24 protein-coding genes and 2 pseudogenes are annotated in these 26476 nt (G+C 71.6%); 18 read left to right on the forward strand and 8 right to left on the reverse strand.

What is annotated here, in order from left to right; translation table 11 throughout:
* Positions 1 to 6 precede the first annotated feature (6 nt).
* From rhaS to ACQHII_RS43520, 6 genes are all read left to right on the forward strand, one after another.
* Positions 7 to 1089 carry a rhamnose ABC transporter substrate-binding protein gene (gene rhaS / locus ACQHII_RS43495; RefSeq protein ID WP_427924439.1) on the forward strand — a complete coding sequence of 361 codons (1083 nt, stop codon included), beginning with the start codon at positions 7 to 9 and terminating at the stop codon, positions 1087 to 1089.
* Between the two features lie 32 nt (positions 1090 to 1121).
* A complete protein-coding gene (locus ACQHII_RS43500) occupies positions 1122 to 1442 on the forward strand; it encodes an L-rhamnose mutarotase (RefSeq protein WP_033278944.1) in 321 nt (106 codons plus the stop codon).
* Positions 1443 to 1465: 23 nt separating this feature from the next.
* Positions 1466 to 2878 (forward strand): BNR repeat-containing protein, encoded by a 1413-nt coding sequence (locus tag ACQHII_RS43505; RefSeq protein WP_427924440.1) that lies wholly within the window; start codon positions 1466 to 1468, stop codon positions 2876 to 2878.
* An 88-nt stretch (positions 2879 to 2966) separates the two neighbouring features.
* Positions 2967 to 3998 carry a LacI family DNA-binding transcriptional regulator gene (locus tag ACQHII_RS43510; RefSeq protein WP_200710120.1) on the forward strand — a complete coding sequence of 344 codons (1032 nt, stop codon included), beginning with the start codon at positions 2967 to 2969 and terminating at the stop codon, positions 3996 to 3998.
* Between the two features lie 101 nt (positions 3999 to 4099).
* Entirely contained in the window at positions 4100 to 5404 is a 1305-nt protein-coding gene (locus tag ACQHII_RS43515) for an alpha/beta fold hydrolase (RefSeq protein ID WP_427924441.1), read from the forward strand.
* A 68-nt stretch (positions 5405 to 5472) separates the two neighbouring features.
* Positions 5473 to 6084, forward strand: coding sequence for an FxLYD domain-containing protein (locus ACQHII_RS43520; protein ID WP_427924442.1), 612 nt, complete (start codon positions 5473 to 5475; stop codon positions 6082 to 6084).
* 24 nt (positions 6085 to 6108) lie between these two features.
* Here the strand turns inward: ACQHII_RS43520 and ACQHII_RS43525 are convergent, their stop codons facing one another.
* Positions 6109 to 8259, reverse strand: coding sequence for a hypothetical protein (locus ACQHII_RS43525; RefSeq protein WP_427924443.1), 2151 nt, complete (start codon positions 8257 to 8259; stop codon positions 6109 to 6111).
* Positions 8260 to 8358: 99 nt separating this feature from the next.
* Between ACQHII_RS43525 and sigJ the strand changes: the two genes are divergently transcribed.
* Positions 8359 to 9252 (forward strand): RNA polymerase sigma factor SigJ, encoded by an 894-nt coding sequence (sigJ, locus tag ACQHII_RS43530; RefSeq protein ID WP_427924444.1) that lies wholly within the window; start codon positions 8359 to 8361, stop codon positions 9250 to 9252.
* A 5-nt stretch (positions 9253 to 9257) separates the two neighbouring features.
* The gene (locus ACQHII_RS43535; RefSeq protein WP_427924445.1) at positions 9258 to 10088 is read left to right on the forward strand and encodes a pentapeptide repeat-containing protein; all 831 of its coding nucleotides are present in this window, start codon (positions 9258 to 9260) and stop codon (positions 10086 to 10088) included.
* On the opposite strand, the gene ACQHII_RS43540 is transcribed toward ACQHII_RS43535, so the two are convergent.
* On the reverse strand, positions 10050 to 11582 hold the full coding sequence (locus ACQHII_RS43540; RefSeq protein WP_427924446.1) for a cytochrome P450: 1533 nt from the start codon (positions 11580 to 11582) through the stop codon (positions 10050 to 10052). The genes ACQHII_RS43535 and ACQHII_RS43540 overlap by 39 nt on opposite strands.
* A 108-nt stretch (positions 11583 to 11690) precedes the next feature.
* Here ACQHII_RS43540 and ACQHII_RS43545 point away from each other — a divergent pair, with 108 nt between their 5' ends.
* Both ACQHII_RS43545 and ACQHII_RS43550 read left to right on the forward strand, forming a co-directional pair.
* Complete coding sequence (locus ACQHII_RS43545) at positions 11691 to 12299, forward strand: TetR/AcrR family transcriptional regulator (RefSeq protein WP_019068479.1); 609 nt, start codon at positions 11691 to 11693, stop codon at positions 12297 to 12299.
* 87 nt (positions 12300 to 12386) lie between these two features.
* Positions 12387 to 13112 (forward strand): DUF2470 domain-containing protein, encoded by a 726-nt coding sequence (locus ACQHII_RS43550; protein ID WP_427924447.1) that lies wholly within the window; start codon positions 12387 to 12389, stop codon positions 13110 to 13112.
* Here the strand turns inward: ACQHII_RS43550 and ACQHII_RS43555 are convergent.
* From ACQHII_RS43555 to ACQHII_RS43565, 3 genes are all read right to left on the reverse strand, one after another.
* Positions 13080 to 14300 carry a lactonase family protein gene (locus ACQHII_RS43555; protein ID WP_427924448.1) on the reverse strand — a complete coding sequence of 407 codons (1221 nt, stop codon included), beginning with the start codon at positions 14298 to 14300 and terminating at the stop codon, positions 13080 to 13082. The two genes, ACQHII_RS43550 and ACQHII_RS43555, sit on opposite strands and share 33 nt — an antisense overlap.
* 114 nt (positions 14301 to 14414) lie before the next feature.
* Positions 14415 to 15449 (reverse strand): hypothetical protein, encoded by a 1035-nt coding sequence (locus ACQHII_RS43560; RefSeq protein WP_427924449.1) that lies wholly within the window; start codon positions 15447 to 15449, stop codon positions 14415 to 14417.
* Positions 15450 to 15537: 88 nt separating this feature from the next.
* Entirely contained in the window at positions 15538 to 16791 is a 1254-nt protein-coding gene (locus tag ACQHII_RS43565; protein ID WP_427924450.1) for an FUSC family protein, read from the reverse strand.
* A gap of 115 nt (positions 16792 to 16906) precedes the next feature.
* On the opposite strand from ACQHII_RS43565, the gene ACQHII_RS43570 reads away from it, so the two are divergent.
* Positions 16907 to 17500, forward strand: coding sequence for a TIGR03086 family metal-binding protein (locus tag ACQHII_RS43570; protein WP_427924451.1), 594 nt, complete (start codon positions 16907 to 16909; stop codon positions 17498 to 17500).
* Positions 17501 to 17507: 7 nt separating this feature from the next.
* Here the strand turns inward: ACQHII_RS43570 and ACQHII_RS43575 are convergent, their stop codons facing one another.
* Positions 17508 to 18074 carry a CGNR zinc finger domain-containing protein gene (locus ACQHII_RS43575; RefSeq protein WP_427924452.1) on the reverse strand — a complete coding sequence of 189 codons (567 nt, stop codon included), beginning with the start codon at positions 18072 to 18074 and terminating at the stop codon, positions 17508 to 17510.
* 152 nt (positions 18075 to 18226) lie between these two features.
* On the opposite strand from ACQHII_RS43575, the gene ACQHII_RS43580 reads away from it, so the two are divergent.
* Complete coding sequence (locus ACQHII_RS43580; protein ID WP_427924453.1) at positions 18227 to 19228, forward strand: quinone oxidoreductase family protein; 1002 nt, start codon at positions 18227 to 18229, stop codon at positions 19226 to 19228.
* A 28-nt stretch (positions 19229 to 19256) separates the two neighbouring features.
* Here the strand turns inward: ACQHII_RS43580 and ACQHII_RS43585 are convergent, their stop codons facing one another.
* On the reverse strand, positions 19257 to 19751 hold the full coding sequence (locus ACQHII_RS43585) for an FBP domain-containing protein (RefSeq protein WP_427924454.1): 495 nt from the start codon (positions 19749 to 19751) through the stop codon (positions 19257 to 19259).
* A gap of 89 nt (positions 19752 to 19840) precedes the next feature.
* Here ACQHII_RS43585 and ACQHII_RS43590 point away from each other — a divergent pair, with 89 nt between their 5' ends.
* The 6 genes and pseudogenes from ACQHII_RS43590 to ACQHII_RS43615 all read left to right on the forward strand — a co-directional run bounded on the left by ACQHII_RS43590 (position 19841) and on the right by ACQHII_RS43615 (position 25388).
* A complete protein-coding gene (locus tag ACQHII_RS43590) occupies positions 19841 to 20731 on the forward strand; it encodes a DUF3626 domain-containing protein (protein WP_427924455.1) in 891 nt (296 codons plus the stop codon).
* Between the two features lie 127 nt (positions 20732 to 20858).
* A pseudogene (locus ACQHII_RS43595) lies at positions 20859 to 21533 on the forward strand (reductase); the annotation flags it as partial.
* 24 nt (positions 21534 to 21557) lie between these two features.
* On the forward strand, positions 21558 to 22523 hold the full coding sequence (locus tag ACQHII_RS43600; RefSeq protein ID WP_427924456.1) for a phosphotransferase family protein: 966 nt from the start codon (positions 21558 to 21560) through the stop codon (positions 22521 to 22523).
* A gap of 66 nt (positions 22524 to 22589) precedes the next feature.
* Positions 22590 to 23879 (forward strand): ROK family protein, encoded by a 1290-nt coding sequence (locus tag ACQHII_RS43605; RefSeq protein WP_427924457.1) that lies wholly within the window; start codon positions 22590 to 22592, stop codon positions 23877 to 23879.
* Positions 23880 to 23989: 110 nt separating this feature from the next.
* Entirely contained in the window at positions 23990 to 24817 is an 828-nt protein-coding gene (locus ACQHII_RS43610) for an alpha/beta fold hydrolase (RefSeq protein ID WP_427924458.1), read from the forward strand.
* 7 nt (positions 24818 to 24824) lie between these two features.
* Positions 24825 to 25388: pseudogene (locus ACQHII_RS43615) on the forward strand (M15 family metallopeptidase).
* Here the strand turns inward: ACQHII_RS43615 and ACQHII_RS43620 are convergent.
* Positions 25385 to 26347 carry an SDR family NAD(P)-dependent oxidoreductase gene (locus tag ACQHII_RS43620; RefSeq protein ID WP_427924459.1) on the reverse strand — a complete coding sequence of 321 codons (963 nt, stop codon included), beginning with the start codon at positions 26345 to 26347 and terminating at the stop codon, positions 25385 to 25387. The pseudogene ACQHII_RS43615 and the gene ACQHII_RS43620 overlap by 4 nt on opposite strands.
* Between the last annotated feature and the right edge of the window lie 129 nt (positions 26348 to 26476).

The raw sequence follows: 26476 nt of genomic DNA on the forward strand, positions 1-26476 counted from the left end.
TTCACCATGCGCAAAGCATCCCTTCGTCGTGCCTGTGCGGCCGTCGTCGCCGTCACTTCTCTCACCCTCGTCGCCACCGCCTGTGGTGGTACCACCAAGAAGGATGTGAAGGACGAGAACACCGGGTCGGCCGTCACCGGGGGCAAGGCGGACCCGAACGCCGCGCTCAAGAAGGGGCTCACCGTCGGGTTCCTGCCCAAGCAGGTCAACAACCCGTACTTCACCACGTCGGACAAGGGCGGCGAGAAGGCCCTCACCGAACTGGGCGAGAAGTACAAGGAGGTCGGCCCGAGCAGCGCCACCGACACGGCGGGACAGGTGAGTTACGTCAACACGCTCACCCAGCAGCAGGTGAACGCGATCGCCGTCTCCGCGCAGGACCCGGGCGCCCTGTGCACCGCGCTCAAGCAGGCGATGAGCAACAAGATCAAGGTTGTCACCTACGACTCCGACACCAACCCCGACTGCCGCAACGCCTTCGTCTCGCAGGCCAGCGCCGAGGACCTCGGCCGCACCCAGGTCCAGCTGCTCGCCCAGCAGATCGGCTACAAGGGCGAGATCGCGATCCTGTCGGCCGCGCAGACCGCGACGAACCAGAACACCTGGATCGGTTTCATGAAGGACGAGCTGAAGGACCCCAAGTACAAGAACATCAAGCTGGTTAAGGTCGCCTACGGCAACGACGACGCCCAGCAGTCCTTCCAGCAGACCCAGGGCCTCCTCCAGCAGTACCCGGACCTGAAGGGGATCATCTCCCCGACCACCGTCGGCATCAAGGCCGCCGCCCAGTACCTGTCCAGCTCCAAGTACAAGGGCAAGGTCAAGCTCACCGGTCTCGGCACCCCCAACGACATGCGCAAGTACGTCAAGAACGGCACTGTCGACGGCTTCGAGCTGTGGGACCCGGCGAAGCTCGGCGCCCTCGCCGCGCAGACGGCGGTCGCGCTGGTGTCCGGGCAGATCACCGGCAAGGAGGGCGAGACCTTCAAGGCCGGCGGCACCTCGTACACCATCGGCAAGGACGGCGTGATCAGCCTCGGCAAGCCGACCGTCTTCGACGCGAAGAACATCGACCAGTTCAACTTCTAGTCCCCGAAGTTCCTTTCGTCCAAGGGGTGTTGATGCAGCGCGTGTGCTTCCTGCTGAAGGTCCGGGCGGACCGCCTCGACGAGTACCGCGAGCGGCATGCCGCCGTGTGGCCCGAGATGCTCGACGCACTCTCGGCCACCGGCTGGCACAACTACTCGCTCTTCCTGCGCGAAGACGGCCTGCTGGTCGGCTACTTGGAGACCGAGGACTTCGCCGCCGCCCAGGCCGGCATGGAGGCCACCGACATCAACTCCCGCTGGCAGGCGGAGATGGCGCCGTTCTTCGAGTCCCTGGACGGCGCCCGTCCCGACGAAGCGATGAAGCCCCTCACCGAGGTCTTCCACCTCGCGTGATCCCCCCCACAGGAGCCGCTCACATGAGAAGACGTGCCGTGCTCGCCACCGCCATACTCGCTGCCGTGGCAACGCCGGGAATCGCACGGGCGGCCGACCCCGGCCCGTCCGTCACCAAGAAGAGCACCACCCAACTGGACGCCCAGGCTGTCTACTTCGTCTCCTACGACGGCCTGGTCAACAACAACTCGTTCCAGAAGAACGGCCTGTTGACCTACAAGGGCTACCAGTACGCGGCCTGGTACACGTCCACCAAGTACGCCGTCGTCGCCCGGCGACTCCTCGGCGCCACCACCTGGTCGACCATCACCCTCTCCCATCAGCTCAAGAGCGACGACTCCCACAACGTCATCTCCATGGGCGTGTCCAAGGTCGACGGCCGGCTCCACCTCAACATGGACTCCCACAGCGACGGCTTCTTCTACGTCAAGTCCGTCGCCGGTCTTCTCGACAATCCGGCGTCCACCGCCTGGAGTTCGGCCGTCCTCGGCGCCGTACAGACCTCACTGGACGGTGTGGCACTCACCTCGCAGTTCACGTACCCGCAGTTCATCGCCACTCCCGAGGGCAGGCTCCAGCTCAGCTACCGCGTCGGGATCTCCGGCAACGGCCGCAACGCCCTCGCGGAGTACGACGGTTCGGCCTGGACCGCGCTGGGGGAGTGGAGCAGTTCCACGGGCACGTACACCAGCACGCACGGCTCCAGCACCGCCCGCAACATGTACCTCCACGGCATCGACTACGACGTCAACGGCCGACTGCACTCCTTCTTCACCTGGCGCGAGCAGTCCGCCGCCGTGATGTGCAACAGCGGCGGCATCACCAACCACGACACCGGTTACGTCTACTCGACCGACCGGGGCCGCAGTTGGCGCAACGACGCCGGAACTGTCGTAGGAACAACGGGTAGTTCGGACACCGTCGCTGTCACGGACGGCGGGTTGGTCGTCGACTCCCTCAACCCCGACCACTCCCTGATGAACCAGGAGAGCCAGTCCACCGACTCCACCGGCCTCCCGCACGCGATCATCAGCTACGTCCCCGGCCGCTTCGGCCAGTGCACCACCAACTACGTCACCGACCGCACCGCCAACGGCCGCGCCTTCCACGTCCGCAAGAACTCCGCCGGGACCTGGCAGAAGACCGAGATCCCGATCGCCCTGAACTCCAGCCAGCGCACCAAGCTGGTCCTCGACAAGTACGACAACGCCTACGCGGTCCTGCCCTACGGCCGTATCGCCGGCGCCTCGAAGGCGTCCGGGTACTCCGACTGGGCGCTGCTGTACGACGCGAGCGACCTGAACGCGTTCGGCGAGGTGGTCGTCGACGAGCTGCGGGTGAAGGCCGACAACGTGCTGTCGGTCATGTACCAGGAGAAGTCGAGCGGTACGACCCCCTCGGCACTCCACGTCGTCGACTTCGCCCTGCCCGCGTGAGTGGGGCCGCCGCCGGAGTCGGCAAAGGTCATGACGGTAATGTGAAGGCCTTCCCGCCGCCCCACGTCACCCTGGAGGTCTCCGCCTGATGGCCCAGCCGGTGGGTATCAAGGACGTCGCCCGCGCCGCCGGAGTCTCCGTCGGCACGGTCTCGAACGTCATCAACCGCCCGGACACCGTCGCCACGGAGACCCGGGCCCGGGTGCTGTCCGCGATCGACCGCCTCGGCTATGTCCGCAGCGAGTCCGCACGCCAGCTGCGCGCGGGACGCAGCCGGATCATGGGGCTGCTCGTCCTCGACATGGGCAACCCGTTCTTCGTGGACGTGGCCCGCGGCGCCGAGCGGGCCGCCCGCGAGTCCGGGCTCGGCGTGATGGTCTGCAACAGCGCGCAGAGCCCCGGCGAGGAGGCCGAGTACCTGTCGCTCTTCGCCGAACAGCGGGTGCGGGGCGTGCTGTTGACCCCGGCCGACGCGACCGGACGCAACATCGAGTCGTTCCGCAGGCACGGCATCCCCTTCGTGCTGGTCGACCGGGTCGCCGAGGGCACCACCGAGTGCTCGGTCTCCGTCGACGACGTCGCCGGCGGCGCGCTCGCCGTGCGGCATCTGATCGACGCGGGGCACCGCTCCATCGCGTACGTCAGCGGTCCGCCCGGTTTCAACCAGGTGCGGGACCGCCGTACGGGTGCGAAGAACGCGCTCGCGGAGGCCGGTCTCGACCCCGGCACGCTGCGCGAGCTGCCCACCGACCGGCTCGACGTGGCCGCCGGGAGGGACGCCGGCGCCCGCCTGCTCGGCCTCGCCGACCGGCCCACCGCCGTCTTCTGCGCCAACGACCTGCTCGCCCTCGGCGTGCTCCAGGCCATGTTCGCCGCCGGGGTCGGTGTCCCGGACGACCTCGCGATCGTCGGCTACGACGACATCGAGTTCGCTGCCGCGGCCGCCGTACCGCTCACCTCGGTCCGGCAGCCCGCCGTCACCATGGGCGCCCTGGCCGCCGAGCTGCTCCTGGAGGAGACCGAGGCGGAGGCGGACCCGACGGCCCGCCCGCACGAGCACCGGCGGGTCGTGCTCCAGCCGGAACTGGTGGTGCGCCGCTCCAGCCTCGCCGCCCGCTGATCGGTCGGTCAGTAGGATTTCATGATCCAGGGGGTCGGATATCGGACGCACATGTGCTGGACTGTGACGCGGCCCGTCATTCGTCCGTACCAGGAGTCGCGTTGTCCGTCAGCTACCGCCAGCCCGGCGTCGTCCTCACCGACCGCCGCTTCACCGTGCCCCTCGACCACGAGGACCCCGCGGGCGAGACCATCGAGCTCTACGCCCGTGAGGTCGTCGCGAGCGACAAGGCCGGCCGGGAGGACCTGCCGTGGCTGCTCTACCTCCAGGGCGGACCCGGATTCGGGGCGAATCGTTTCGTCGGCCGACAGGCCTGGCTCGACCGCGCGCTCGACGAGTACCGCGTGCTCCTCCTCGACCAGCGGGGCACCGGCCACTCCACCCCGCTCAACCGCCAGACCCTCCCGCTGCGCGGCGGCCCCGCCGAGCAGGCCGAGCACCTCACGCACTTCCGCGCCGACTCGATCGTCCGGGACTGCGAGACCATCCGCCCGGCTCTCACCGGCGGCGCCCCCTGGACCGTCCTCGGCCAGAGCTTCGGCGGCTTCTGCACGGTGAACTACCTCTCCACCGCCCCCGAAGGCCTGCGCACCGCCCTCCTCACCGGCGGCCTGCCGTCCCTCGACGCCCACGCCGACGACGTCTACCGCGCCGCCTACCCGCGGATCGAGCGCAAGGTCGTCGCCCACTACGACCGCTACCCGCAGGACGTCGAGCGCGCCCGCCGCATCGCCGAGTACCTGCTGCGCCACGAGCCGGTCCTCCCGAACGGCTACCGCCTCACCGCCGAGGCCTTCCAGTCCCTCGGTATCGTGCTCGGCGGCAGCGAGGGCAGCCACCGCCTGCACTTCCTCCTGGAGAACGCCTTCGTCCGCACCCCGCAGGGCTTCGAGCTCTCCGACGCCTTCCAGGAAGAGGTCCAGAACTCGCTGTCGTACGCCGGGCACCCCCTCTACGCCCTCGTCCACGAGGCGTGCTACGCCCAGGACGACCGCCCCACCGCCTGGTCGGCGGAGCGCGTCCGCGGCGAGTTCCCGCAGTTCGACGCGGCCAAGACCCTCGCGGGCGACGGCCCCCTCCTCTTCACCGGCGAGACGATCCACCCCTGGATGTTCGACTCCGACCCCGCGCTGCGCCCGCTGCGCGAGACCGCCGAACTCCTCGCAGCCCGCACCGACTGGCAGCCGCTCTACGACCCGGCGCGTCTCGCCGCCAACGAGGTCCCGGTCGCCGCGGCCGTCTACCACGACGACATGTACGTCGACGCGACCCACTCCCTCCGGACGGCCCGCGCCATCCGGGGCCTGCGCACCTGGGTGACCGACGAGTTCGAGCACGACGGCGCACGGGCCGGCGGCACCCGTGTCCTGGACCGGCTGCTGGCCCTCACGCGCGACGAGGTCTGAGCCCGGGGTCGGGAGGCGGCCCGGCGACGAGATGTGACTCGGTAATTTCCGACATAAGGTTCATTTCGATGAATACCAAGTCACTCCGCCGGGCCCGCCCGGCCGCCCTGGTCCTCGCCGTCGTCGCGGCGAGCACGGTCGCGCTGGTCTCCTGCGGCGACGACAACAACAGCTCCGGCAGCAGCTCGCAGGCCCCCACCCCCGACAAGGCCTCCTTCTCGGGCATGACACCGTCGGCCCTGAAGTCGGCCGCCTCCTCGGCGATCGCGTCGGCCCAGGCCCGGGCCTCCGCGGCGGCGTCCTCCGCCTCGGCCGCCGCGTCCTCCTTCGAGGCCTCCGTGTCGGCCGAGGTCGCCCGCGCGGCCAAGGACGCCCAGAACGAACTCAAGAACGTCACGGGCCAGGGCAACGCGATGTCGGAGGTCGCCCTGACCGGCAAACCGCGCGCCCAGACCGGCGGGCTCCTCGCCGCCCTCGTCACCATCACCAACAAGACCGACAAGAAGGCGAACTACGCCGTCCAGGTCGACTTCCTAGACTCCTCGGGGAAGGTGGTGGAGACGCGCTACGTCGGCGCCGAGAACCTCGCACCCGGCGCGAAGGCCCAGCCGGTCGCCATCAGCACGAAGCCGCCGGAGCCGGTGCTGACCCCCAAGTTGGCGAAGGCGCAACGCTATTGAGCGCGTTCGTCGGCAACGGGCTCTTCAGTGTTCGGAGTTGAGTGTGTCCACCGCTCCGCCCGCATCCCCGATCGTCGCGTAGTCCACGGCGACGAAGTTCACCGGCCGGCCGCGTTCCCGCTCGCAGCGGTGGACGCGGTCGAGCACGAACCGGCGGGCGTTGACCTCCCCCGCGTCCAGTCGGCTGCCGCCGTCGATGGTGATGAAGTGGTTGAGCAGGAACAGCCGTTTGTCGCTGCCGCCGCGATGCGGTACGCAACTCATCGCGTCCGGCGTACGGAACGCGAACGGCGTCTCCATGCCGTAGTCGTAGAAGTTGCGGTACCAGGACGCCGGACCGTCGGCCTGCTCGGCGAAGACGACCAGTCGGCGCCCGCTGTCGATCAGCTCGCCCAGCGTCGGCCACGGCTTCGCGGGATCGGGGTCGGAGGTGTGGACGAGGTCGCTCAACCCGGCCTGTGCGAAGGCCCGTTGGGTGTCCGCGCCGCTGATCGCGTCCTGCACGATCAGGGTGATCACCTCGGTCGGATGGGCGCGCATCCAGTCACCGATCTCGCGCAGCGCGGGCACCAGGGCGATGGCACCGGCCCGGCACACCGAGTGGCACAGCCACAGCCCCTCGCGCGGCGGGTTGACCTTGTTGACGGCCGCGGCGACGAACTTCCGCTGTTCCGGGGTGAAGTCGGACTCGGCGAGCCGCGCGGTGATCTCGTCCGGGCGCTCCCACCGGTAGGTGTCGATCTGGAGGGCGCGCACCCCGTCGTCCAACTGGGCGGTGATTCCGGGGTCCTGGAGCGGGCCGATGAACCGGTCGACGGTCGTCGACATCGCGTTGTGCGAGGTGAGGTAGGCGACCTCGTCGTAGGACCGGTCGCAGAGATCGGCGCTGCCCTCGCAGGTGCGGGACGCGGTGGGTGTGACGGCGTACGGGATCAGCAGGACGCCGGCGACGGCGGCGCCGCCCGTGGCGAGCGCGAGCCAGCGGAGGCGGGGGAGGGCGGGGACGTGCGGCCGGACCTGGAGGGCCCAGCCCACGCAGGTCAGGAGGGCACCGGCCAGGACGGGGACCAGGGCGGTCGTCAGGGCGGTGGTCGTGAGCCGGTCCAGGGCGGTGCGCTGGACGTCGTCGACCAGCCGGGCCAGGCTCGGCGGCCAGGAACCCGGCGGATCGATCACCCGCCCGCCGCTGACCAGCCGGACGAGGACGGCGACGAGTCCGGCCAGCAGTCCACCGCCCGCGAGTGCCCAGCCCACGGGGAGGAGTCGGCGGCCCGGAGACATCGAGGCGCCGCCGATCCACAGCACCGCCAGCGCGGCGACGAGGAGCGCGGAGGACAGGGCCTCCGTGAGGCCGAGGCCGACCGCCGTGTAGGTGCGGGCGCGGTGGAGCGGGGCCAGGTCGAGGGTGTTCGTGAAGTTCCAGGTGCCGCCACCCACGCTCGCCCGCAGTCGGTCGGCGGCCGCACGGGTGTGGTCCGACACGGCGGCGGGGGCCACGGTGGCGAGCGCGGTCGCCACATCGCCGTCCCGCAGCGCGGCCTCGACCGCCGGGCGCAGGGCGTCCCGGTCTGTGGCGGGCAGCCCGCTCACCAGTGTCCCGGCCGCCTGCTCCGCCTGTGCCTCGGTGAGCGGGAGGGAGGGCAGGCCGTTCGGGATGTGCCCCGCGGTCACGGTTTCCAGGGCGGTGGACAGGTCGGCCGAGAAGCGGTCGAAGTCCGGCTCGGATCGGTTCTGGACCGAGGCGACGAGATCGCCGAAGTAGATCTGCGCGAGGTCGTTGAGGTTGGCGAGCACCGGTCGCAGATCGACCTTGAGGACCAGCGAGTCGCGCTCGCCGCCGAGATAGCCCACCACGGCGTCGATCTGCTGCTCGGTGAGATCACGGACCGTCTCCGGCGGCAGCACCAGCTTGAGATTGGAGGTGACCTGCGCCTCCGGCACCGGCAGCCGGGCCAGCAGCCCCCGGGTGACGGCGGCCGTCCGGGGATCGACCAGCACCTGGCTGTAGAGCCGGTCGTAGGCCCGCTGCTCGTCGAGTGCGGAGCGGTAGAAACCCGGTGAGACCACGGTGGAGCGGGCCGTGGCCGCGAGGGTGAGGACCGTCGTCGCGAGGACGGCCAGGACCAGCGCCGCGACACGCGGCAGTCTGCGGGACGCGCTGCCGACCGGGTCCATGATTCCCCATCGTCGTCCCGCCCCACTTGCCCCGCAAACGGACACGGGACGCCGAAAATGGCATGCCCGTGGCGGGGGTGGACGTGTTGGGTGGGCGGTATGAACGACACGGAACTCCTGGCGGACCGCTTCGAGGAACACCGGGGCCGGCTGCGCGCGGTGGCCTACCGCATGCTCGGCTCGCTGCCGGAGGCGGAGGACGCCGTCCAGGAGACCTGGCTGAAGCTGAGCCGCACCGACGCGGACGGCATCAGGAATCTCGGCGGCTGGCTCACCACGGTCGTCGGCCGGGTCTGCCTCGACCTGCTGCGCGCCCGCACCGCGCGCCGCGAGGACCCCATCGACGAGACCTTCGTCCCGGACCCGCTGCTCAGACCCCTGACGGACCTGGACCCCGAGGAGGAGGTGCTCCAGGCCGACTCGGTGGGCCTCGCCCTCCTCGTCGTCCTGGAGACCCTGGAGCCCGCCGAACGGCTCGCGTTCGTCCTGCACGACCTGTTCGCGGTGCCCTTCGACGACATCGCCCCGATCGTGGAACGCAGCTCCGCCGCGACCCGCCAGCTGGCCAGCAGGGCCCGCCGCCGGGTCCAGGGCGCGAGCCCGTCGACCGACCCGGACCTCGGCCGGCAGCGCGAGATCGTCGAGGCGTTCCTCGCCGCCGCGCGCGAGGGCGACTTCGACGCCCTGGTCGCACTGCTGCACCCGGACGTGGCACTGCGCGCCGACTCCGGTGCCCTGGTGCGGGGCGCGGCGGCCTCCAAGGCGCTGCGCGGAGCACGCGCGATCGCCGAACAGGCCCTGATGTTCGCCCCGTTCGCCCGCCTCGCCCAACTCGCCCTGGTCAACGGCTCGGTGGGCGTCGTCAATGCCCCCGAAGGGCAGATCGTCTCCGTCATGGGCGTCACGATCGCCGACGGCCGGATCACTGGGATGTACATCCTGTCCGACCCCGACCGGCTCGCCCGCCTCGACGTGAACGGGTCAGTACGCTGAACGCCATGGAAGATCACATAGCGGACCGGGCCGAGCTGCGCGGCGACTGCGAGCGGTGTTTCGGGCTGTGCTGTGTCGCGCTGCCCTTCGCCGCCGCCACGGACTTCGCGATCGACAAGGCCGCGGGGACACCGTGCCCGAACCTCCGGGATGATCACCGCTGCGGAATCCACGCGAAGCTCCGGCAGACGGGCTTCACCGGCTGCACGGTCTACGACTGCTTCGGCGCCGGCCAGAAGGTCTCGCAGGTCACCTTCGGCGGACGGGACTGGCGCACGGTCCCGCAGGCGGAGTCCCGTCGGATGTTCGACGTCTTCCCCGTCGTACGGCAGCTGCACGAACTGCTGTGGTACCTGACCGAGGCGCTCACCCTGCCGGCCGCGGCGCCCGTCCACCCCGCGTTGCGCGAGGCGCTGCGGGCGACCGACGCGCTCACGCGAGGCACGCCCGAGGAGCTGGGCGCGCTCGATGTGGGCGAGCACCGGCAGGAGGTCAATGTGCTGCTGCTGAGGACCAGCGAGCTGATGCGGGCCGGGGCGAAGGGCAAGAAGAAGGACCGGCGCGGTGCCGATCTCATGGGGGCCCGGCTCAAGGGCGCCGATCTGAGCCGGGCCAATCTGCGCGGTGCCTACCTCATCGCCGCCGATCTCACCGGGGCCGACCTGCGCGGCGCGGATCTGATCGGCGCCGATCTGCGGGACGCCGATCTCACGGACGCCGATCTGACCGGCGCGTTCTTCCTCACCCAGCCCCAGGTCAACGCGGCCCGGGGGAGTGCGGGCACCAGGCTGCCGGGGTCAGTCGTCCGCCCGGTGCACTGGGCAGCGGGCGTCTGAGGGGGCCTCGTCCGGGACCGCGACCGGCGCGTTCGCCGTCCCCGACGGGCTGCGCCGGTCGAGGTGGAGCCGTAGACCCTCCGGCATCAGCGTCAGGCGCTCGGCCACGCGCAGTCGGTAGGCGGGGTCGGGGCGCAGTTCGTAGCGGCGCAGCAGCAGGCCCAGGACGAGCGTCGCCTCGTGCAGCGCGAACTGGCGCCCGATGCACGCCCGCGCCCCCGTCCCGAACGGCTTGAAGGTGTGCGGGACGCGGGAGCGGACGGCCTTGGCGTCGAAGCGGTCCGGGTCGAACTCCTCGGCGTCGGCGCCCCACACCTCGGGGTCGCGGTGCAGCATCGGCGTGAGGATCAGTGCCCAGGCGCCCCGCCGCACCGGGTGGATTCCGGCGACCTCGGTGTCGCGGGTGGCCTCGCGGGCGTAGGCGGGCGCCGTCGGCCACAGCCGCAGCGACTCGTCGAGCACCCGGCGGACGTAGCGCAGCTTGGCGATCTGCTCGTAGCCCGGCACCTCGGCGTCGCCCCAGACCTGGTCGATCTCGGCGCGGGCGCGGGCCGCGATGTCCGGGTGGCGGGCGAGGTAGTGCAGCGCGAAGGACAGGGAACCCGAGGTCGTCTCGTGACCGGCGACCAGGAAGGTGATGACCTGGCGGCGGACGTTCTCGGCGGAGAGCCGCTCGCCGGTCTCCGGGTGGGTCGTCTCCAGCATCCGGTCGAGCAGGTCGCCGTCACCACCACTCGTCGTACGGCGGGTGCGCACCATGGCGTCGACCGTCCGGTTGAGGTAGGCGATGTCGGCCTCGTTGCGCCGGGTCGCGGTGCGCAGCAGGAGCGGGGCCAGCGGTGCGGGTACGGAGTTGAGGCGCTGCGCGTAGCTGAGGGTGCCCACCATCGAGGTGACGAAGGGGTGCGCGCGGTCGCGCTCGAAGGAGCCGAAGTCATGGCCGAAGCCGGTGCGCGCGATCGTCTCCAGGGTCAGCTTGGTCATGTCGCCGGGCACGTCGACCGAGCGTCCGGCGGCCAGTTCGCGGTCCCAGTGGTCCGTCAGGCGCTCGGCCACGGCGAGCATCATCGGGTGGTAGCCGGCCATCGCCTCGCGGCTGAAGCCGGGGGCCAGGACGTCGTGCGCCAGCTGCCAGTTGGGCTCGTGGTTGTACGCCGTGAACAGCCCGTCCCCGGCGACCGGCCGCAGATTGGCGATGCCGAGGCCGACGTGTTTGGCGAACCGCGTCTCGTCCGCCATGTCGGCCACCAGGTCGGCGCCCCACACGAACACGAACTCCTTGCCGAAGGCCTTCCGGCGGAAGATCGGGCCGAGTTGGCGGGCGTAGCGCAGCGAGTCCTGGACGGGGGTGCGGCGGTCGGCGCCGATGATGTCGCCGAGGAACGGGATCCGGCGCGGGGGATGCGGGATGCGGTCGAGCTGGGGCCAGCCCTGCTCGGCGCCCCGGAATCCCTTCGGCAGCGCGGTCGGCGTCACCGTCGTCGTCTCCGCCATGACGCGATCTCCCTTGATCCACTCGCGGGTCGAGCCTGTTGTACGTGGGTTCAATAGCGGGTTTCAGTGTGATCCCGCTGTTGAACCGGCGTCAAGTAAAGTGCGGGAATGGCCGCCAACCAGGGAGAGCGCACACGCCGCCGGCTCAGCACCGGCGAGCGTCGGGAGCAACTCCTCACGGTGGGCGCGCGGTTGTTCTCGGAGAGCCCCTACGACGAGGTGTGGATCGAGCAGGTCGCCGAGATCGCCGGGGTCTCCCGAGGTCTGCTCTACCACTACTTCCCGACCAAGCGGGACTTCTTCGCGGCCGTCGTCGAGCGCGAGAGCGAGCGGATGCTGCGGATGACGGCGGCCGTACCGGGCGTACCGGCCCGCGAACAGCTCGCCGCCGCCCTCGACACCTATCTGGAGTACGTGCACGCCCACGCGCACGGCTACCGCGCCTTCCACCGCGCCGACGCGGCCGGGGACCAGACCGTACGACGCGTCTATCAGCGGGCGTTGGCGGCGCAGGAGCGGCAGATCCTGGCCGCGCTCGCCGCCGATCCCGAGTTCGGTCCTGCCGTGGAGGAGCGGCCCGACACGAAACTCGCGGTGCGCGGGTGGCTGGCCTTCACCACCGCGGTCTGTCTGGAGTGGCTGCGGGGACCGGAGTTGAGCCGCGAGCAGGTGCGCGATCTGTGCGCTCGGGCTCTGTTGGGCGTCCTCTCGCCCTGAAGTGCTGTCCTGGAATTTACATGGCGTGGTTGGCGTGCGCCCCGATCTTCGGTAAGTTAGGCAAGGCTTACCTAAGGAGGTTCAGGGATGGGTGACAGCCAGACGTGGACGGCCGTGCCTGCCGCGGCCGAGCGGGCCCGCTCGGTGCTCGCCGCCGCATGGTCCTGCGCGGTGACCGCGGAGGGCGGTCGCGAGGAGTTCGTCGGCGCGCACAGCGTGGACGACGACGGCCGGGTACTTCTTCAAGTGCCCGAGGACAGCGCCCTGTTGGCCGCCGCGATCTGCGCGCCGCGCGGTGAGCCGTCCGCGGTCCTGGAGTTCGCGGACGTCGCGCCCGTCCCCGTGCGCAACCGTATCCGGGCCCGGGTGTGGCTCGCCGGCTGGTTCGTCCCCGAGGACGGACAACTGGTGTTCAGTCCCACGCGCGTGGTGCTGCGTCCGGCGACCGGCGCGGTGGTCATCGACCTCGACGAGTTCGCCGCCGCCGAACCCGACCCGCTGGCCCTCGCCGAGGCCCAGCTGCTGACCCACCTCGCCGACTGCCACTCCGACGCGGTCGAGCGGCTCACCCGCCTCGTCGAGCCCGACAGCCTGCACGGCGCGGTCCGCGTCCAGCCCCTCGCCGTCGACCGGCACGGACTGACCCTGCGCATCGAGCGCGCCCGCGCCCACGGCGACGTACGACTGCCGTTTCACGCGCCCGCCGACACGGTCGCCCATCTCACCGAACGGATGCATGTGCTGCTCACCCAGGCCAGCGCCGCGTCCTGCCCGCGTCCGCTACAGCGGCAGCGCACAGACGGCGACCGGTGACGCGAACGGCGCGCCCGCGAGCCGCAGTTGACCGGTCGCGGCGTCCACGAGGAACACACTCACCGTGCTCGACCTCTGGTTCGCCGTGAACAGCAGTCTCCCGTCCGGCGAGAAGGCGATCTGCCGGGGGAAGTCACCGCTGACCGGCACGGTGCCGAGCAGCCTGAGCCGGGCCCCGTCCGCCTCGACGGCGTACCGCGCCAGGGTGTTGTCGCCCCGGTTGGCGAGATAGGCGTACGAACCGTTCGACGTCACCAGGATCTGCGCCGGGTAGTTGGTCGTGCTGCCGGTGCTCCCGCTGGACTGCGGGTCGCCGATCGACAGGGCGCCCGTGGCCGCGTCGTAGGTGCACACGGCGATGGTGTCGTCGACCTCGTTGGCCAGGTAGGCGTACTTGCCGCCGGGGTGGAACGTGAGGTGGCGCGGGCCCGCGCCCGCGCGGGTGTGCGCCTGGGAGACCTCGGTGAGCGTGCCCTTCGTGGTGTCCAGGCGGTAGGTGTAGACCGTGTCGGTGCCCAGGTCGACGGCGAGGACATGGCCGCCGTCGGGACTGGTCACGAACTGATGCGCGTGCGGGCCGTCCTGGCCCGGACCCGGCTGCGGACTGGAGTGCTTGACCAGAGCGGTGCGTTCGCCGAGCGCGCCCGAGGTACCGATCGGGTGCACGGCCACGCTGCCGGACGTGTAGTTGGCGCTGAGCAGCCAGCGCCCGCTCGGATGCACCGACAGATGGCAGGGGCCCGCGCCGCCGGTGCTCCGCGCGCCGAGCACCTTGCGGTCCGCCAGGCGTACGGCGGTGACGGCACCGGCCGTCTGCTCGTCGACCGCGTACAGCGTGCGGCCGTCGGGGTGCGCGGCGAGGTACGACGGGTCGGCGACTCCGGTGAGCGTTCCGGCGCCGGTGATCTTGCCGGTCGCCGGGTCGTAGGTGGCCAGGCCGATGCCCGTGCCGCCGTCGTCGACCGAGGTGTAGGTGCCGACGTAGAGGGGGCGGGGGCCGGCGGCCTTGCCGGTTCGGTGGGTGCTGGGGGCGGGCGCCGGTGCCGGGGGCGCGACAGGAGTGGATTCGGGGTCGGCCGGGGCCGCGGCCGGTGCGGGGACCGCGACCACGGCCGCGGTTCCGCCCAGGGCGCCCAGGAAACGGCGCCGACTCCAGCCGCCCTGTGCCGCGTCCGCACCACTGCTCATGCCCACACCCTCAGGTCGTCGCTCACCTCGGTCGTCACAGCAACCTTGGCGTGGACGGCCCGTCGAGCGCAAGAACGGCAACGCATGTTGCGCAGGGCGCAATGGGTGAGTGGTCTACCAGTCGCCGTCCTCCACCGGCTTGCCCTTGGCGTCCTTCAGGGGCTGCACCTGGCCGGGCGTGGGCTGCTGCCAGGGTTCGTGGTCGTCGCCGAGCCAGTCGCCGACCGGTTTGACGGCGCCCAGGGTGTCGGTGGGGGCGAGGTCCTCCGCGTCGTGGTCGTAGTAGTCGAACCAGGGGAGCCCCGCCTGGGTGTACGCGGCGCGGTCCACCGGTGACGGCGGCGGCTCCTCGCCGGTGATGCGGCGCCACTCCGGAGGCGTCACGAGGTGCACGAAGACCCGCCCGGCCGGCTCCTTCGCCCACGCCGTCGGCGAGCGGTCGTCCTCGTAGACCTCCTGGCGCATCGAACCGCCGACACCGAGACCCATCCGGGGAGAGGCCCCCGGAGCGCTGCGCATGGGAGCGGCGGGTGCGGCCATCGGCATGGGAGGCGCGCCGTAACCCCCGACCGGCATGGTGATCGCGCGCGCCCGCTCCGAGCGGCGGCGCTCGTCCTCGCGCCACTTGGTCAACTCCCGCTCGGTGAGCGGGAAGGACTGCAACTGGACGCCGCCCCACACCTCCTCGCCCGTGACCTGCCCCTCGACGGTCGCGCCCAGGCCGAGTGGGACCGCCACGAACTGGCGGACCGTGCCCTTGCCGGAGTTGATGCCGTCGAGCCAGGGCTGACGCGGAAGCACGACGTAGTTCTGCGGGTCGCGGGACAGCCGGTCGCTCCACGGCTTCCCGGAAACCGCGCACACCTTGCCCACCCCGACCTGGAGGGCGGCGGGCTCGGCCGTGCCCGCGAAGCTCAGCCACATCGCCTCACGCAGATACACCGGCAGCATCACACCGCCCCGCGCCCGCCAGTCCGCAGGCACCGTGTCCGGGAAGTCCGCGACCCGGCGGACCGGGAACTCGCCGAGCCCCGGCGGCAGCGGATGGGTGCCCGTCTCGGGCAGGCGCAGGGTGCGGATGAACCGCACCGCCACGCCACCGGGCAGCCGCAAGGTGTTCCCGTCGATCCGTACGGTGCTGTCGGTCATGCGTCCGCCCCCATCGCCGCGCTGCCGGAGGCTGCCCGCCCCCATGGCTGTGCTGTGTCCGGGGACGGTCCGCCCCCAGGTGACTCCGTCACCTAGAACGTTCGGCGCCCGTGCCCCGGTTCCTGCGCAACCGCTCGGGTACACCCACCCGCTCCCGCAGCCAGATCAGCCACGGCAGGCGGGTGCGCTGCTCACCGGCGCACCGGTCCAGTTCCTCCAGCAGCCGGCGCGAGCGGTGCTCGGTGTCCAGCTCGTCCAGCATGCGGTTGACCTCGGTCAGCATGGCGCCCAGCAACTGCCACTGGGCCGCGTCGCGCTGGACCTCCTCCAGGAGCAGCTGCGCCAGCTTGTCGCGGGTCGCGGCGGCCGTGTGCAGCTCGGCGGTGAGCCGCGACTCCGCGGACTCGGCGCTCACACTCACATCGGTGGTCACCAGCACCGCGAAACTGACCACGGCGTCCCCGATCTCGGCCAGCAACTGCTCTACGGCGGCGCCTGTCGGCGGGGCGAACAGTGGCTCGGGGTCGCGCTGTTTCGCCAGGTCGGTGAAGGTGCGCGCGAGGACACGGAGCACGACCGTGCAGATCTCCAGGGTGTCCAGACCGGTCCGCAGCACGACCCGGTGCAGCAGCCCCTCCCGTACGCGCGGGTTGAGCCGCAGGCTGTCCTCGGCCTGCCGCAGGGCCGCGTCGACCTCGACGATGTCGTGGTCGAGGCGGCGGGCCTCGTGCAGCCGTGCGGTGGCGTGGTCGACGGGGGTGTGGCCCGCGGCCTCCTCGCCCATGCGCCGCATCAGCCGCCGCAGCCGACGGGCCAGGCCCTCGATGGACTCGCCGGCCTCGTCCACCCACACCGGGGGAGCCAGCAGCAGATTGCAGCCGAAGCCCACGACCGCGCCGATCAGGGTCTCCACCACGCGTGCCCAGGCCGTGTTCCCGACCGTGGTGACCCCGAGGACCAGCATCGCGCTGATCGCCACCTCGGGTACGTACTCGTCAACTTTGACCAGCCGCCCGACGACCAGCGAGGCGACGATCAGCAGCGCCAGGCTCCACCAGGTCAGCCCGACCAGCAGACTGAACGCGATGGCGACGAGCACGCCCGCGACCACGGCGTTCACCCGGCGGATGCCGTTGGTGAGGGTGGCGTAGAGCGTGACCTGGACGACGAGGAGCGCGGTCAGGGGAGCGGTCAGCGGCGCGGGCTCCGGGCTCAGACGCAGCGCGACGACATAGGCGATCGTCGCGGCGGTCGCCGACCGCAGCGTCTGGACGATCACCGGGTCCCGGTGCCGTCCCACGAACCGCACCAGTGGCGCGGTCCACTCCCGGACATCTCGCATCCTTGGCCTATTCCCTTCGCGCGGATGCGCCGAACGTACTCATTGAGGACCGTAACTGTCCGCATGGCCTCCTAGATTGTCATCACCGGACAGGACGAAGGGGAGGCCGACGGGCATGACGAACACCCAGGGCATCGAGGTACTGATCCGCTCCCACGACTACCTGCGCGAGGTGATCGCAGCCGTGCCGGAGAGCGCGTGGTCGTCACCCACGCCGTGCAGCGAGTGGACCGTGCGCCAGGTCCTCAACCACGCCCGCATCGACCAGCAGGCCTACGGCCTCGTCCTCACCGGCGACCGGCCCGACTCCGACCCCTTCCACCCCGCGGACGCCCTCGCCGGGGACCCGGTCGCCGAACTCGACAAGGTGCTCCGCGCGGTGGCCGCCGGATACGCCGCACTGCCCGCCGACGCCGACCAGGTGCCGACCCCGCTCGGCCCGATGCCTCTCCCGCTCGCCGCGGCGACGGCCGCCATGGACGCGGCCGTGCACGCCTGGGACATCGCGGTCGCCACCGGCCAGAACCGGCCACTGACGCCGAACCTGGCAGACGGCATCTGGCCGGCCGCGGACCGGCTCGTCGATCAACTCCGCGACGCCTACCGGGTGTTCGCCCCCGCCCGCGAGGTGACGCCCGACTACGACCGCGCCGAGACCCTCCTCGCCTTCCTCGGCCGCGACCCGCACTGGACGCCCGCCGCGTCCTGACCCGACCTCACTTGGTCACGGCCGCCCGGCTCCGCGACCGATAACCCGCGATCTTCGCGAGGTTCCCGCAGCGGTCCATCGAGCACCAACGGCGGCGGCGGGCCTGGGAGTCGTCCAGGAAGAGCAGGGAACACTCAGGGTTCTCGCACTCCTTGACCCGCTCCAGCAGGGGACCGCCCACCAGCAGGACACCGTCCCGGGCCACCGTCGCCAGTGCCGCGCGCGCCGGATGCGCCGACTTCCAGCGCCGCTCGCCCAGTTGGGGCGCGAGATCGGGACGCGCGGCCACCTCGTTGACCCGCTCGACATCGGCCACCGCCGGTTCCCGCCCGGCCATCGCGTCCCGTACGACCCGGTAGAGAGCCTCGCGCAGGGTGCGCGCGTCCGTCAGCTCACGGGTCGTGACGCGCACCGGTTCGGTGTCCGTCGACAGCTCCGCCTCCGTGATCCAGGAGGCCAGGGCGGACGGATCGGGGAGCCGTTCGACGGGGGTGGCGTGCCGTTTGCCCAGCGTCGCCACGAAGTTCAGGCACGGGCGTCCGCCGATGAACGGGAAGACGGGCGGAGTGGTCATGGCGTCGAGCTTACCTCGTGCACACCGGTTCATGTGGTGTGCACGAGGAGTGCCGACATGCCTTGACACCGGTTCGTCCGGTGTCGCATGGTGACACCAGTTCAAACGGTGTCGGCCGGGTTCGGGGGCCGCGACAGGGAGCGGGTAGCGGTATGCGTGCGGTACGGATCGACGAGTTCGGCGGGCCCGAGGTGCTGGCGCCGGTCGAGGTGCCCGACCCCGTCGCGGGTCCGGGGCAGGTGCTGGTGCGGGTCGCCGCGGCGGGCGTGAACCGCGCGGACGCCCTGGTCAGGTCGGGGAACTACCACCGGGCCGGGCGCCCGCCGCTGATCCCGGGAGTGGAAGGGGCCGGTACTGTCGCCGCGTTGGGGGAGGGTGTCACCGAGTTCAAGGTCGGCCAGCGGGTTGTGGCCCTCGACGGTGTGAACTCACCTGGGTTCTATGCGGAGTTGGCGGCCGTGCCGGCCACTCAGGTGGCCGCCCTGCCCGACGGCATCGAGCTGACGCACGCCGCCGCGCTGCCCGTCGCCTGGCTGTCGGCCTGGTACTGCCTGCGGCACCTCGCCCGGGTCACCAAGGAGGACACGGTGCTCGTGAAGGCCGCCGCGAGCGGGGTCGGCAGCGCGGCCGTGCAGATCGCGGCCGAGGCGGGTGCCCGGGTCGTCGCCCTCGCCGGATCGCCCGAAAAGGCCGCCTGGGCAGGGGAGTTCGGCGCTCACGCGACCATCGACACCTCGGCGCACCCGGACGACGCCGAGGTCGACGAGGTGCTGAGGCTCACCGGCGGACGCGGCGCGGACGTCGTCCTCGACACCGTCGGCGGCCGGGCCTTCGGACGCAGCCTGCGCGAGATCGGACATCGCGGCCGGGTCGTCGCCCTCGCCAATGTCGCCCTGGAGCCGAGCACCGTCGACACCCGCGACTTCTACCCGAAGAACGCCTCGGTCCTCGGCTTCCAGCTCACCAACCTCCAGGTCCACGGCGGCTACGACCCCCGCCCCGACCTGCGCGAACTGGCCGAGCGGGTCGCCGCCGGCACCTACCGCGTGCCGATCGAGACCGTCGTACCTCTCGCCGAGGCGCGTGCCGCCCACGAGCGGCTGGAGCAGCGCGACAACCGGGGCAAGATCGTCATCGCGGTGCCCGGGGAGTGACGTCGGACGTTCGGCTCGGGGGCTGAGCTCAGACGTACAGCTTGTCGAGGAAGGCGGTCAGATTGCCCACCGTCCGCTCGATCTGCTGCTCGACAGTGAGGCTCTCCTCGATACGGATGCCCGACTCGGGGATCCTCCTGCCGCGCACATAGAGGGAGCAGGCGAGGTCGGTGCACATGTACAGGCCGACCGAGTTGCCCTCGCGGCCCGCCGGACCCGCCTTGCGCGCGGTCATCAGGGAGACCCCGCCGCCCGGATGGGTCGTCACGCACAGCGAACACATGCTCCGGTGCAGAAAGCCGCGCTGCGCGGACGGGAACCGCAGGGTGACCCCGACCGGCCCGTCCGCCCGCTCGGCGACCAGATAACTGCGGTCCGGCGCCCCCGGATCCCGCCAGCCCAGGAAGTCCAGATCGTCCCAGGGGCGGCTGTCGAGATCGCGGGGGACCGCCAGCCGCTTCGCCTCGCCCTTCGAGCAGTTGACAAATGAGTTGCGGATGTCCTGCTCGGTGAGTGATCTCATGGGGGAGTCTCCTGGGGCGGTGGCCGTATCCAAAACCTAGGGGGTCTAGGTTTTGGTCCAGGGTAGTGAGGCGAGCGATGGGGGAGCCAATGGATTTCGGGGACGTCGGGGCACACCAGGCACGGGCGCTGCGCCATGTCGCGGCCAGGTCGTCGGGTCCGGCCGTCGACCCGCGACTGCGCATCACCCTCAACTTCCACCCCGACCGTACGGCGGCCGGACGCGCGATCCTCGACGCGCTGGCCCAGGACGGCACGTACCACTCGCAGTTCGTGACCGGCACCAGCAACGGCGGCCTCACCGCCCACCCCGGCGGCGACCGCCGGCGCTGGGAGAGCCGGATCTTCGCCGGGGCCTACGACGGTGCCCCCGCCGCCGAGCGGCCGGTCTACGGCGCGCTGAACTTCCGGCGCCAACTGGTCGGCGCCGCCCCGAGGTTCGGCTCCTCGCACCTCCGGCTGACCGGCGACGCCCTCGCCCGCGCCACCTTCTGCTACCCCGACAGCGCGGCCGAGCCGACCGACTTCGGCGTCGCCGCCGGCATGTCCCTGATCGCGCTCGCCGAGGCCGACGAGCAGGACGCCCTCAACGACTACATCGAGGCACAGGTGCACGGCGGAGTCGACCTCGCCCGCGACGCCGAGGCCCTCGTTCTGGACGCGAGCTACCGCGGCACCCCGGTCGAGACCGCCGCCCGCCGACTGCCCTGCCCCGTCGAATGGCATCCCGGATATCGGCTCACCGTGGGTGAGTTGAGGCGGCACGCGGACTATCGAGGGCAGGAGTACGCCGATCTCGGCGCCCGTATCGCGGAGAAGGGCGTGCTCGACCCCCGGATCATCGGCGACGCGGCCCGCACCGGCCGCCATGAACTCCAGGACCTGAAGATGGTCTGGCACACCCTGGCCCGCTTCGGGGCGCCGGCGGGGGCCGGGACGGCGGTGGACGGCCGCGGTCGGCCGGTGGCGTGGAGGGGCTGAACTGCACGCGGGCGACGAGGACTTCAGGCTCCGAGCCGCGCGGTCAGGAACCGTCCGGCCCGGTCCGGCGCGGCGCCGGCCGCGTCGAGGACCACCACGCGCGGTGCCGCCACCCCGGCCTTGGCGGCGCCCCCGCCAGTACTCGATCTCGTCCTCGCCCGCCGTCGACCCCGGCCACGCGGACCTGATGGTCTCCCTGCTGGAGGCCCCGGCCCGCTCGGGCAAGGGCGTGTACCGGGGGACCGGTTCCGGGCGCCTCGCCAGCCTCGCACCGGGCGACACCGTGTACGCCCGCGTGCAGCCGTGCCGCGAAGCCTTCCGCATCCACGGCTCCACCCCGGTCGTGGTGATCGCGGCGGGCACCGGCCTGGCCCCGTTCCGCGGCACCATCGCCGAGCGTACGACCGCCCTCGCCACAGGCGCTCAACTCGTCCCGGCCCTCAGCTACTTCGGCTGCGACGCGCCCGACGCGGACTACCTCCACGCCGACGAACTCCGCGCCGCCGAGCGCGCCGGAGCCGTCTCGCTGCGCCCGGCCTTCAGTGCCGCTCCTGAGGGCGGAGCGACCTTCGTCCAGCACCGGATCGCCGCCGAGGCGGACGAGGTGTGGGCCCTGCTGGAGGCGGGCGCCCGGGTGTTCGTGTGCGGCGACGGAGCCCGCATGGCACCGGGGGTGCGGGAGGCGTTCCGTACTCTGTACCGGGACCGCACGCCCGGCACCGACGAACCGTCGGCCGGGCGGTGGCTCAACGGACTGATGGCGGACGGGCGTTACGTCGAGGACGTGTACGCCGCCGGCTGACCGAAGGGAAGAGGTGGGCGCACGGTGGCGGACTCCTGGGAGCGGGCCCGGAAGATCCTCGGCTCGGCGGGCATCCCGCCGGACCGCCTCGCCCACCTCCGCCCGATGGGCGGCGGCACCTACAACACCGTCGAGGAACTCACCCTCACCGACGGCACCCGCTATGTCCTCAAGACCGCCCCCACGGCCCCCGGCCTCGCCCACGAGCGGCAACTCCTCGTCTCCGAGGCCGAGTTCTACGGCGCCGCCGCCAAGGCCGGGGTGGCGGCACCGCGCGTGGTGGTCCTGGAGGGCGACACCCTGCTCATGACGCTCTGCCCGGGCGAACCCTGGGACGACTCCCTCACGGACGCCGAAGTACCCGTCCTGCGCACGGAGTTGGGGCGACAGCTGGCCCGCCTGCACGAGATCACCGGCCCCGGCTTCGGCTACCCCTCCGGCGCCCTCGGCCCCCTCGCCCCCGCCTGGCGGACCGCGTTCACCACGCTCTACGACGCCGTCCTCGACGACGCCCGCCGCTACCGGGCCTGGCTGCCGCTCCCCGCCGACGACATCGCCCGCACGGCCCGCTCCGCCTACGCCGCGCTGGAGGAGATCACCGTTCCCCGGGCCGTCCACTTCGACCTCTGGCAGGGCAACATCCTGGTCGACCGCACGAGCGGAACGCCCCGGATCGGCGGACTCATCGACGGCGAGCGCATGTTCTGGGGCGACCCTCTCGCCGATTTCGTCTCCCTGGCGCTGCTCGGCGACATCAGGAAGGACGACGCGTTCCTCGCGGGCTACCGGGAAGCGGGCGGCCGGGCCGAGTTCGACCGGTCGGCCGGCCTCCGCTACGCCCTCTACCGCAGCTACCTCTACCTGATCATGCTCGCCGAGGCGGTCCCCAGGGAGTTCGGCGCGGAGGAGAACCGCTGGCGGCGCGAGCGGGTCGGCCCCGAGCTGCTCGCCGCCCTCGGAGAGATCGACGGGACGGCTTCCACCACGTAGTGTGCATTCCAACGCCCCTTAGTTCAGGGCGTGAATTAAGAGGGTGCAGGGTTCGGAGGGAACCACATGGCGGGGCGGAACGGGCGCACGGTACGCGACCTCAGGCGGGCCAACCGCACGGCCGTGCTGCAAAGGCTGTACTTCGACGGACCACTCAGCCGCTTCGAACTGGGCCCGGCGACCGGACTCAGCTCCGGCTCGGTCAGCAATGTCGTCGCGGACCTCGTCGCCGACGGCCTGGTCGAGGAGGCCGGCAGCGTCGACTCCGACGGCGGCCGTCCCCGCACCCTCCTCCAAGTCGCCCCGCACAGCGGCCACATGATCGGCGTCGACGTCGGCGAGACCCGGGTCCGCGTCGAGCTGTTCGACCTCACCCTCACGGAACTCGCCCGCGCCGAACGCCCGTTGGAGCAGCAGCGGTACGAGGTCGAGGTCATCGTCGGCCACATCCGCGACGGCATAGCCGAAGTCCTCGCCGCCGCCGACATCGCACCCGGACAGCTCCTGGGCGTCGGCATCGGAGTGCCCGGCATAGTCGAACACACCCCGGACCACGGCGCCGTCGTGTACGGCCAGACCATCGGCTGGGACGCGGTCCCCCTCGAAGAACTCCTCCGCTCCACCTCCCAACTCCCCGACGCCGTCCCGTACTTCATCGACAACGGCGCCAAGACCCTCGGCCAGGCCGAGATGTGGTTCGGCGGTGGGCGCGGCGCGCGCAACGCGATCGTCGTCCTCTTCGGCTCCGGCGTCGGCGCCTGCCTCGTCACCCCCGAGGTGGAGAACGGCCGGGCCGTGGAGTGGGGTCATCTGACCGTACGGGTCCGCGGTCGCCGCTGCCGTTGCGGGGCCCTCGGCTGTCTGGAGGCGTACGCGGGCGCCGAGTCGCTGCTCGACCGCTGGCGCGAGCAGGGCGGGCGCCCGCCCGAGGGCACGGACGAGGAGACCGCGATGACCGCGCTGCTCGTCGCCGCCTACCCGGCGGAGGGCGCCGAGGCCGACCCCATCGCCCTCGCTGTCCTGGAGGAGACCGCCGAATACCTCGGCGCGGGCCTCTCCGACCTGATCAACCTCTTCCAGCCCGAGCGCATCCTCATCGGCGGCTGGGCCGGACTCCAGCTCGGCTCCCGCTTCCTCCCCGCAGTCCGCCACCACGCCTCGGCCTACGCACTGCGCCACCCCGCCGGACGCGTGACGATCGACCTGGGCCGTCTCGGCCCCGACGCGGTCACCGTCGGTGCCGCGATCCTCCCGCTCGCCGACTTCTTCGCCCGCGGCGGCCGCCGCGCCGAGCCCGAACCGGAGGGCCCACCGCCCGCCTGGCGCACGGCGCTGGAGGAACGCGCACCGCACTGACGCGCACCGCGGCGAGGCATGACTTCGGAGGTAATCGACCCGATCCCGGCCTCCCGGAACCATGAAGGGCGTACCCACTCGCCCCGCCACCGGATTCCGGGAGATTCCCCATGCCGTACTTCGCCAGCCCCGTCGACGCCGCCCGACTGCACTACGTCGACTACGGCCCCGCCGACGGGCCGGTGCTGTTCTTCGTCAACAGCGCCTATGTCGGTACCGAGATGTGGGAGTTCCAGATGCTGCCGCTGGCCGAGGAGGGCTACCGCTGCGTCGGCTTCGACCGGCGCGGGCACGGCAGGTCGCAGGACACGTGGGGCGGCTTCGACCTGGACAGCCTCGCCGACGACCTGCACGGACTTCTCGAACTGCTCGACCTGCGCGAAGCGACGCTGGTCGGCCACTCCATGGGGAGCTTGGAGATCGTGCGCTGCCTGACCCGGTACGGCGCCGGGCGGGTGGCCCGGATCGCCTTCGTCGGCGGCATCGCCCCGGGCGTGGTGCGCACGGCCGACAACCCCGACGGCCTGGACCCCGACCTCGTACGCGGGGCCAACGAGCAGTGCCGGCGCGACCGGGCGGCCTTCTTCGCCGCCGGAGTCGACGCCTTCTTCGCCGTCGACCGACCGGGCAACGACGTCTCCGCCGCCTACCGGCAGTACATCGTCGAACGCGCCCTGACCTCGACCGCCCACTCGACGGCCGCGGTCCAGGCGCTGGTCGCCGCCGTGGACGTCGCCCCCGAGCTGCCGAAACTCGACGCACCGCTGCTCGTCGTCCACGGCACGCACGACACCTCGGCTCCCCTGGACCTGACCGCCCGACGCACGGCCCGACTCGCCCCCGACGCCACGCTGAAGGTCTACGACGACGCAGGCCACGGCCTGTTCGTCACCCACGCCGGTCAACTCAACGCGGATCTGCGCGAGTTCGCGGGATGATCACCGCATGCGCGAGATCATCCTGATGTCAGACGCCCGGGTCGCCGCCGTCCCCGTCGAGGAGTGCGGCGAGCCTCTCGTCGACGTGAGCGGCGTACTGCTGGTCGACGACCGCAAGAACGAGGACTCCGACGGCGCGCAACTCCACTTGCGCCAGGGCGTGTTGGACCGGCTCGCCGAAGCGGAGGCGCTGTTGCCCGATCGATGGACTGCGTCTGCTGTTCGTCGCTAGGTGTCGCCGCCCGAGATCGCCCCGCACACCGCCGGCGCGGCCGTCGACCTGACCCTCGTTGGCGCAGACGGCCGTGAAATCGATCTGGGCACCCCGATGAACGCCAACCCGGAGCAGAGCGACGGGGCCTGCTACACCGACGCCGCCAACATCACCGCCGAAGCCCGGGCCAACCGCGTCGTGCTGGGCCGGGCGCTCGGCGTGGTCGGGCTCGTCAACTACCCCACGGAGTGGTGGCACTGGTCGTACGGGGATCGGTACTGGGCGCTGACGACCGGTGCGCCCGCCGCCCTGTACGGGCCGAAGGAGGCCCCTTGGAAACGGTGTGCTCGGGACTAACCCGCGAAAGCGTTCACACCAGTTAGGTCGGCAGACAGCTTCCAGAGACGTGCCGCCTGCTCCGGGTCGGTCGCCCAGGACTTGACGCCGGAGCGCTCCTCGCCGTCGGGGGCGGGCTCCGCGATGTCGCAGTCCTCCAGGTAGACGCCGCCCATGTCGGCGAGCTGGGGCGAGGTCGCGGCCCAGACCTCGGTGGCCGCGCCCTGCTGCGGGGTCTTGAAGCCCTCGGGGTTCAGCACGTTGCCCTGCTCGTCGATCCAGCCGCGCTCGACCATCTCCGCCTTGGGGAGGTGGCGCTGCAACGGGGTGATGATGCCGCCGGGGTGGAGCGAGAAGGTCCGGACACCGCGGTCGGCGGCGAGCCTGTCGAGGTGGACGGCGAAGAGGACGTTCGCGGTCTTCGCCTGGCCGTACGCCTCCCACTTGTCGTAGCCGTGGGTCCACTGGACGTCGTCCCAGCGCATCCCGGAGAAGTGGTGGGCGCGCGAGGACACCGAGACCACACGGGCGCCGCCCGGTTCGATGGCCGGCCACAGGCGGTTGACGAGGGCGAAGTGGCCGAGGTGGTTGGTCGCGAACTGCGCCTCCCAGCCGGGCCCGACGCGGGTCTCCGGGCAGGCCATGATCCCGGCGTTGTCGATCATGTAGTCGACGGTGCGGCCGGAGGCGAGGAACCGCTCGGCGAAGCCGCGCACGCTCTCCAGGTCGGCGAGGTCCAGCTCGTCCACCTCGACGCCGGGCAGTCCGGCCACGGCCTCGCGGGCGGCGTCGGGGCGGCGCGCGGGGACGACCACCCGGGCGCCCGCCTTGGTGAGCGCCCGGGTGGCCTCCAGGCCGAGACCCGAGTAGCCACCGGTGAGGATCGCGAGCTTTCCGCCGAGGTCGAGGCCCTCCAGGACGTCGTCGGCGGTGCTCTTCGCGTCGAATCCGGAACCGATCTTGTGCTGTGCAGTGGTCATACCTGGAACGCTACGAATTGAAGTGCGCTCGAAGTCAAGCGGAGAAGCCGCGCGGCCCCGGACATGGGGAAGCCCCGACCGCGACGGGGGAATCACGGCCGGGGCGGCCAGGTGGTGGGCACGGAAGGC

Origin of the sequence: Streptomyces sp. cg40 (assembly GCF_050320165.1) — a bacterium.
In the GTDB taxonomy this organism is placed as follows: domain Bacteria; phylum Actinomycetota; class Actinomycetes; order Streptomycetales; family Streptomycetaceae; genus Streptomyces; species Streptomyces hokutonensis.

What these genes read in the sequence shown, in the direction of transcription:
- rhaS (WP_427924439.1), top strand. Translation starts at nt 7, where the DNA reads ATGCGCAAAGCATCCCTTCGTCGTGCCTGTGCGGCCGTCGTCGCCGTC.
- ACQHII_RS43500 (WP_033278944.1), top strand. Translation starts at nt 1,122, where the DNA reads ATGCAGCGCGTGTGCTTCCTGCTGAAGGTCCGGGCGGACCGCCTCGAC.
- ACQHII_RS43505 (WP_427924440.1), top strand. Translation starts at nt 1,466, where the DNA reads ATGAGAAGACGTGCCGTGCTCGCCACCGCCATACTCGCTGCCGTGGCA.
- ACQHII_RS43510 (WP_200710120.1), top strand. Translation starts at nt 2,967, where the DNA reads ATGGCCCAGCCGGTGGGTATCAAGGACGTCGCCCGCGCCGCCGGAGTC.
- ACQHII_RS43520 (WP_427924442.1), top strand. Translation starts at nt 5,473, where the DNA reads ATGAATACCAAGTCACTCCGCCGGGCCCGCCCGGCCGCCCTGGTCCTC.
- ACQHII_RS43525 (WP_427924443.1), bottom strand. Translation starts at nt 8,259, where the DNA reads ATGGACCCGGTCGGCAGCGCGTCCCGCAGACTGCCGCGTGTCGCGGCG.
- sigJ (WP_427924444.1), top strand. Translation starts at nt 8,359, where the DNA reads ATGAACGACACGGAACTCCTGGCGGACCGCTTCGAGGAACACCGGGGC.
- ACQHII_RS43535 (WP_427924445.1), top strand. Translation starts at nt 9,258, where the DNA reads ATGGAAGATCACATAGCGGACCGGGCCGAGCTGCGCGGCGACTGCGAG.
- ACQHII_RS43540 (WP_427924446.1), bottom strand. Translation starts at nt 11,582, where the DNA reads ATGGCGGAGACGACGACGGTGACGCCGACCGCGCTGCCGAAGGGATTC.
- ACQHII_RS43545 (WP_019068479.1), top strand. Translation starts at nt 11,691, where the DNA reads ATGGCCGCCAACCAGGGAGAGCGCACACGCCGCCGGCTCAGCACCGGC.
- ACQHII_RS43550 (WP_427924447.1), top strand. Translation starts at nt 12,387, where the DNA reads ATGGGTGACAGCCAGACGTGGACGGCCGTGCCTGCCGCGGCCGAGCGG.
- ACQHII_RS43555 (WP_427924448.1), bottom strand. Translation starts at nt 14,300, where the DNA reads ATGAGCAGTGGTGCGGACGCGGCACAGGGCGGCTGGAGTCGGCGCCGT.
- ACQHII_RS43560 (WP_427924449.1), bottom strand. Translation starts at nt 15,449, where the DNA reads ATGACCGACAGCACCGTACGGATCGACGGGAACACCTTGCGGCTGCCC.
- ACQHII_RS43565 (WP_427924450.1), bottom strand. Translation starts at nt 16,791, where the DNA reads ATGCGAGATGTCCGGGAGTGGACCGCGCCACTGGTGCGGTTCGTGGGA.
- ACQHII_RS43570 (WP_427924451.1), top strand. Translation starts at nt 16,907, where the DNA reads ATGACGAACACCCAGGGCATCGAGGTACTGATCCGCTCCCACGACTAC.
- ACQHII_RS43575 (WP_427924452.1), bottom strand. Translation starts at nt 18,074, where the DNA reads ATGACCACTCCGCCCGTCTTCCCGTTCATCGGCGGACGCCCGTGCCTG.
- ACQHII_RS43580 (WP_427924453.1), top strand. Translation starts at nt 18,227, where the DNA reads ATGCGTGCGGTACGGATCGACGAGTTCGGCGGGCCCGAGGTGCTGGCG.
- ACQHII_RS43585 (WP_427924454.1), bottom strand. Translation starts at nt 19,751, where the DNA reads ATGAGATCACTCACCGAGCAGGACATCCGCAACTCATTTGTCAACTGC.
- ACQHII_RS43590 (WP_427924455.1), top strand. Translation starts at nt 19,841, where the DNA reads ATGGATTTCGGGGACGTCGGGGCACACCAGGCACGGGCGCTGCGCCAT.
- ACQHII_RS43605 (WP_427924457.1), top strand. Translation starts at nt 22,590, where the DNA reads ATGGCGGGGCGGAACGGGCGCACGGTACGCGACCTCAGGCGGGCCAAC.
- ACQHII_RS43610 (WP_427924458.1), top strand. Translation starts at nt 23,990, where the DNA reads ATGCCGTACTTCGCCAGCCCCGTCGACGCCGCCCGACTGCACTACGTC.
- ACQHII_RS43620 (WP_427924459.1), bottom strand. Translation starts at nt 26,347, where the DNA reads ATGACCACTGCACAGCACAAGATCGGTTCCGGATTCGACGCGAAGAGC.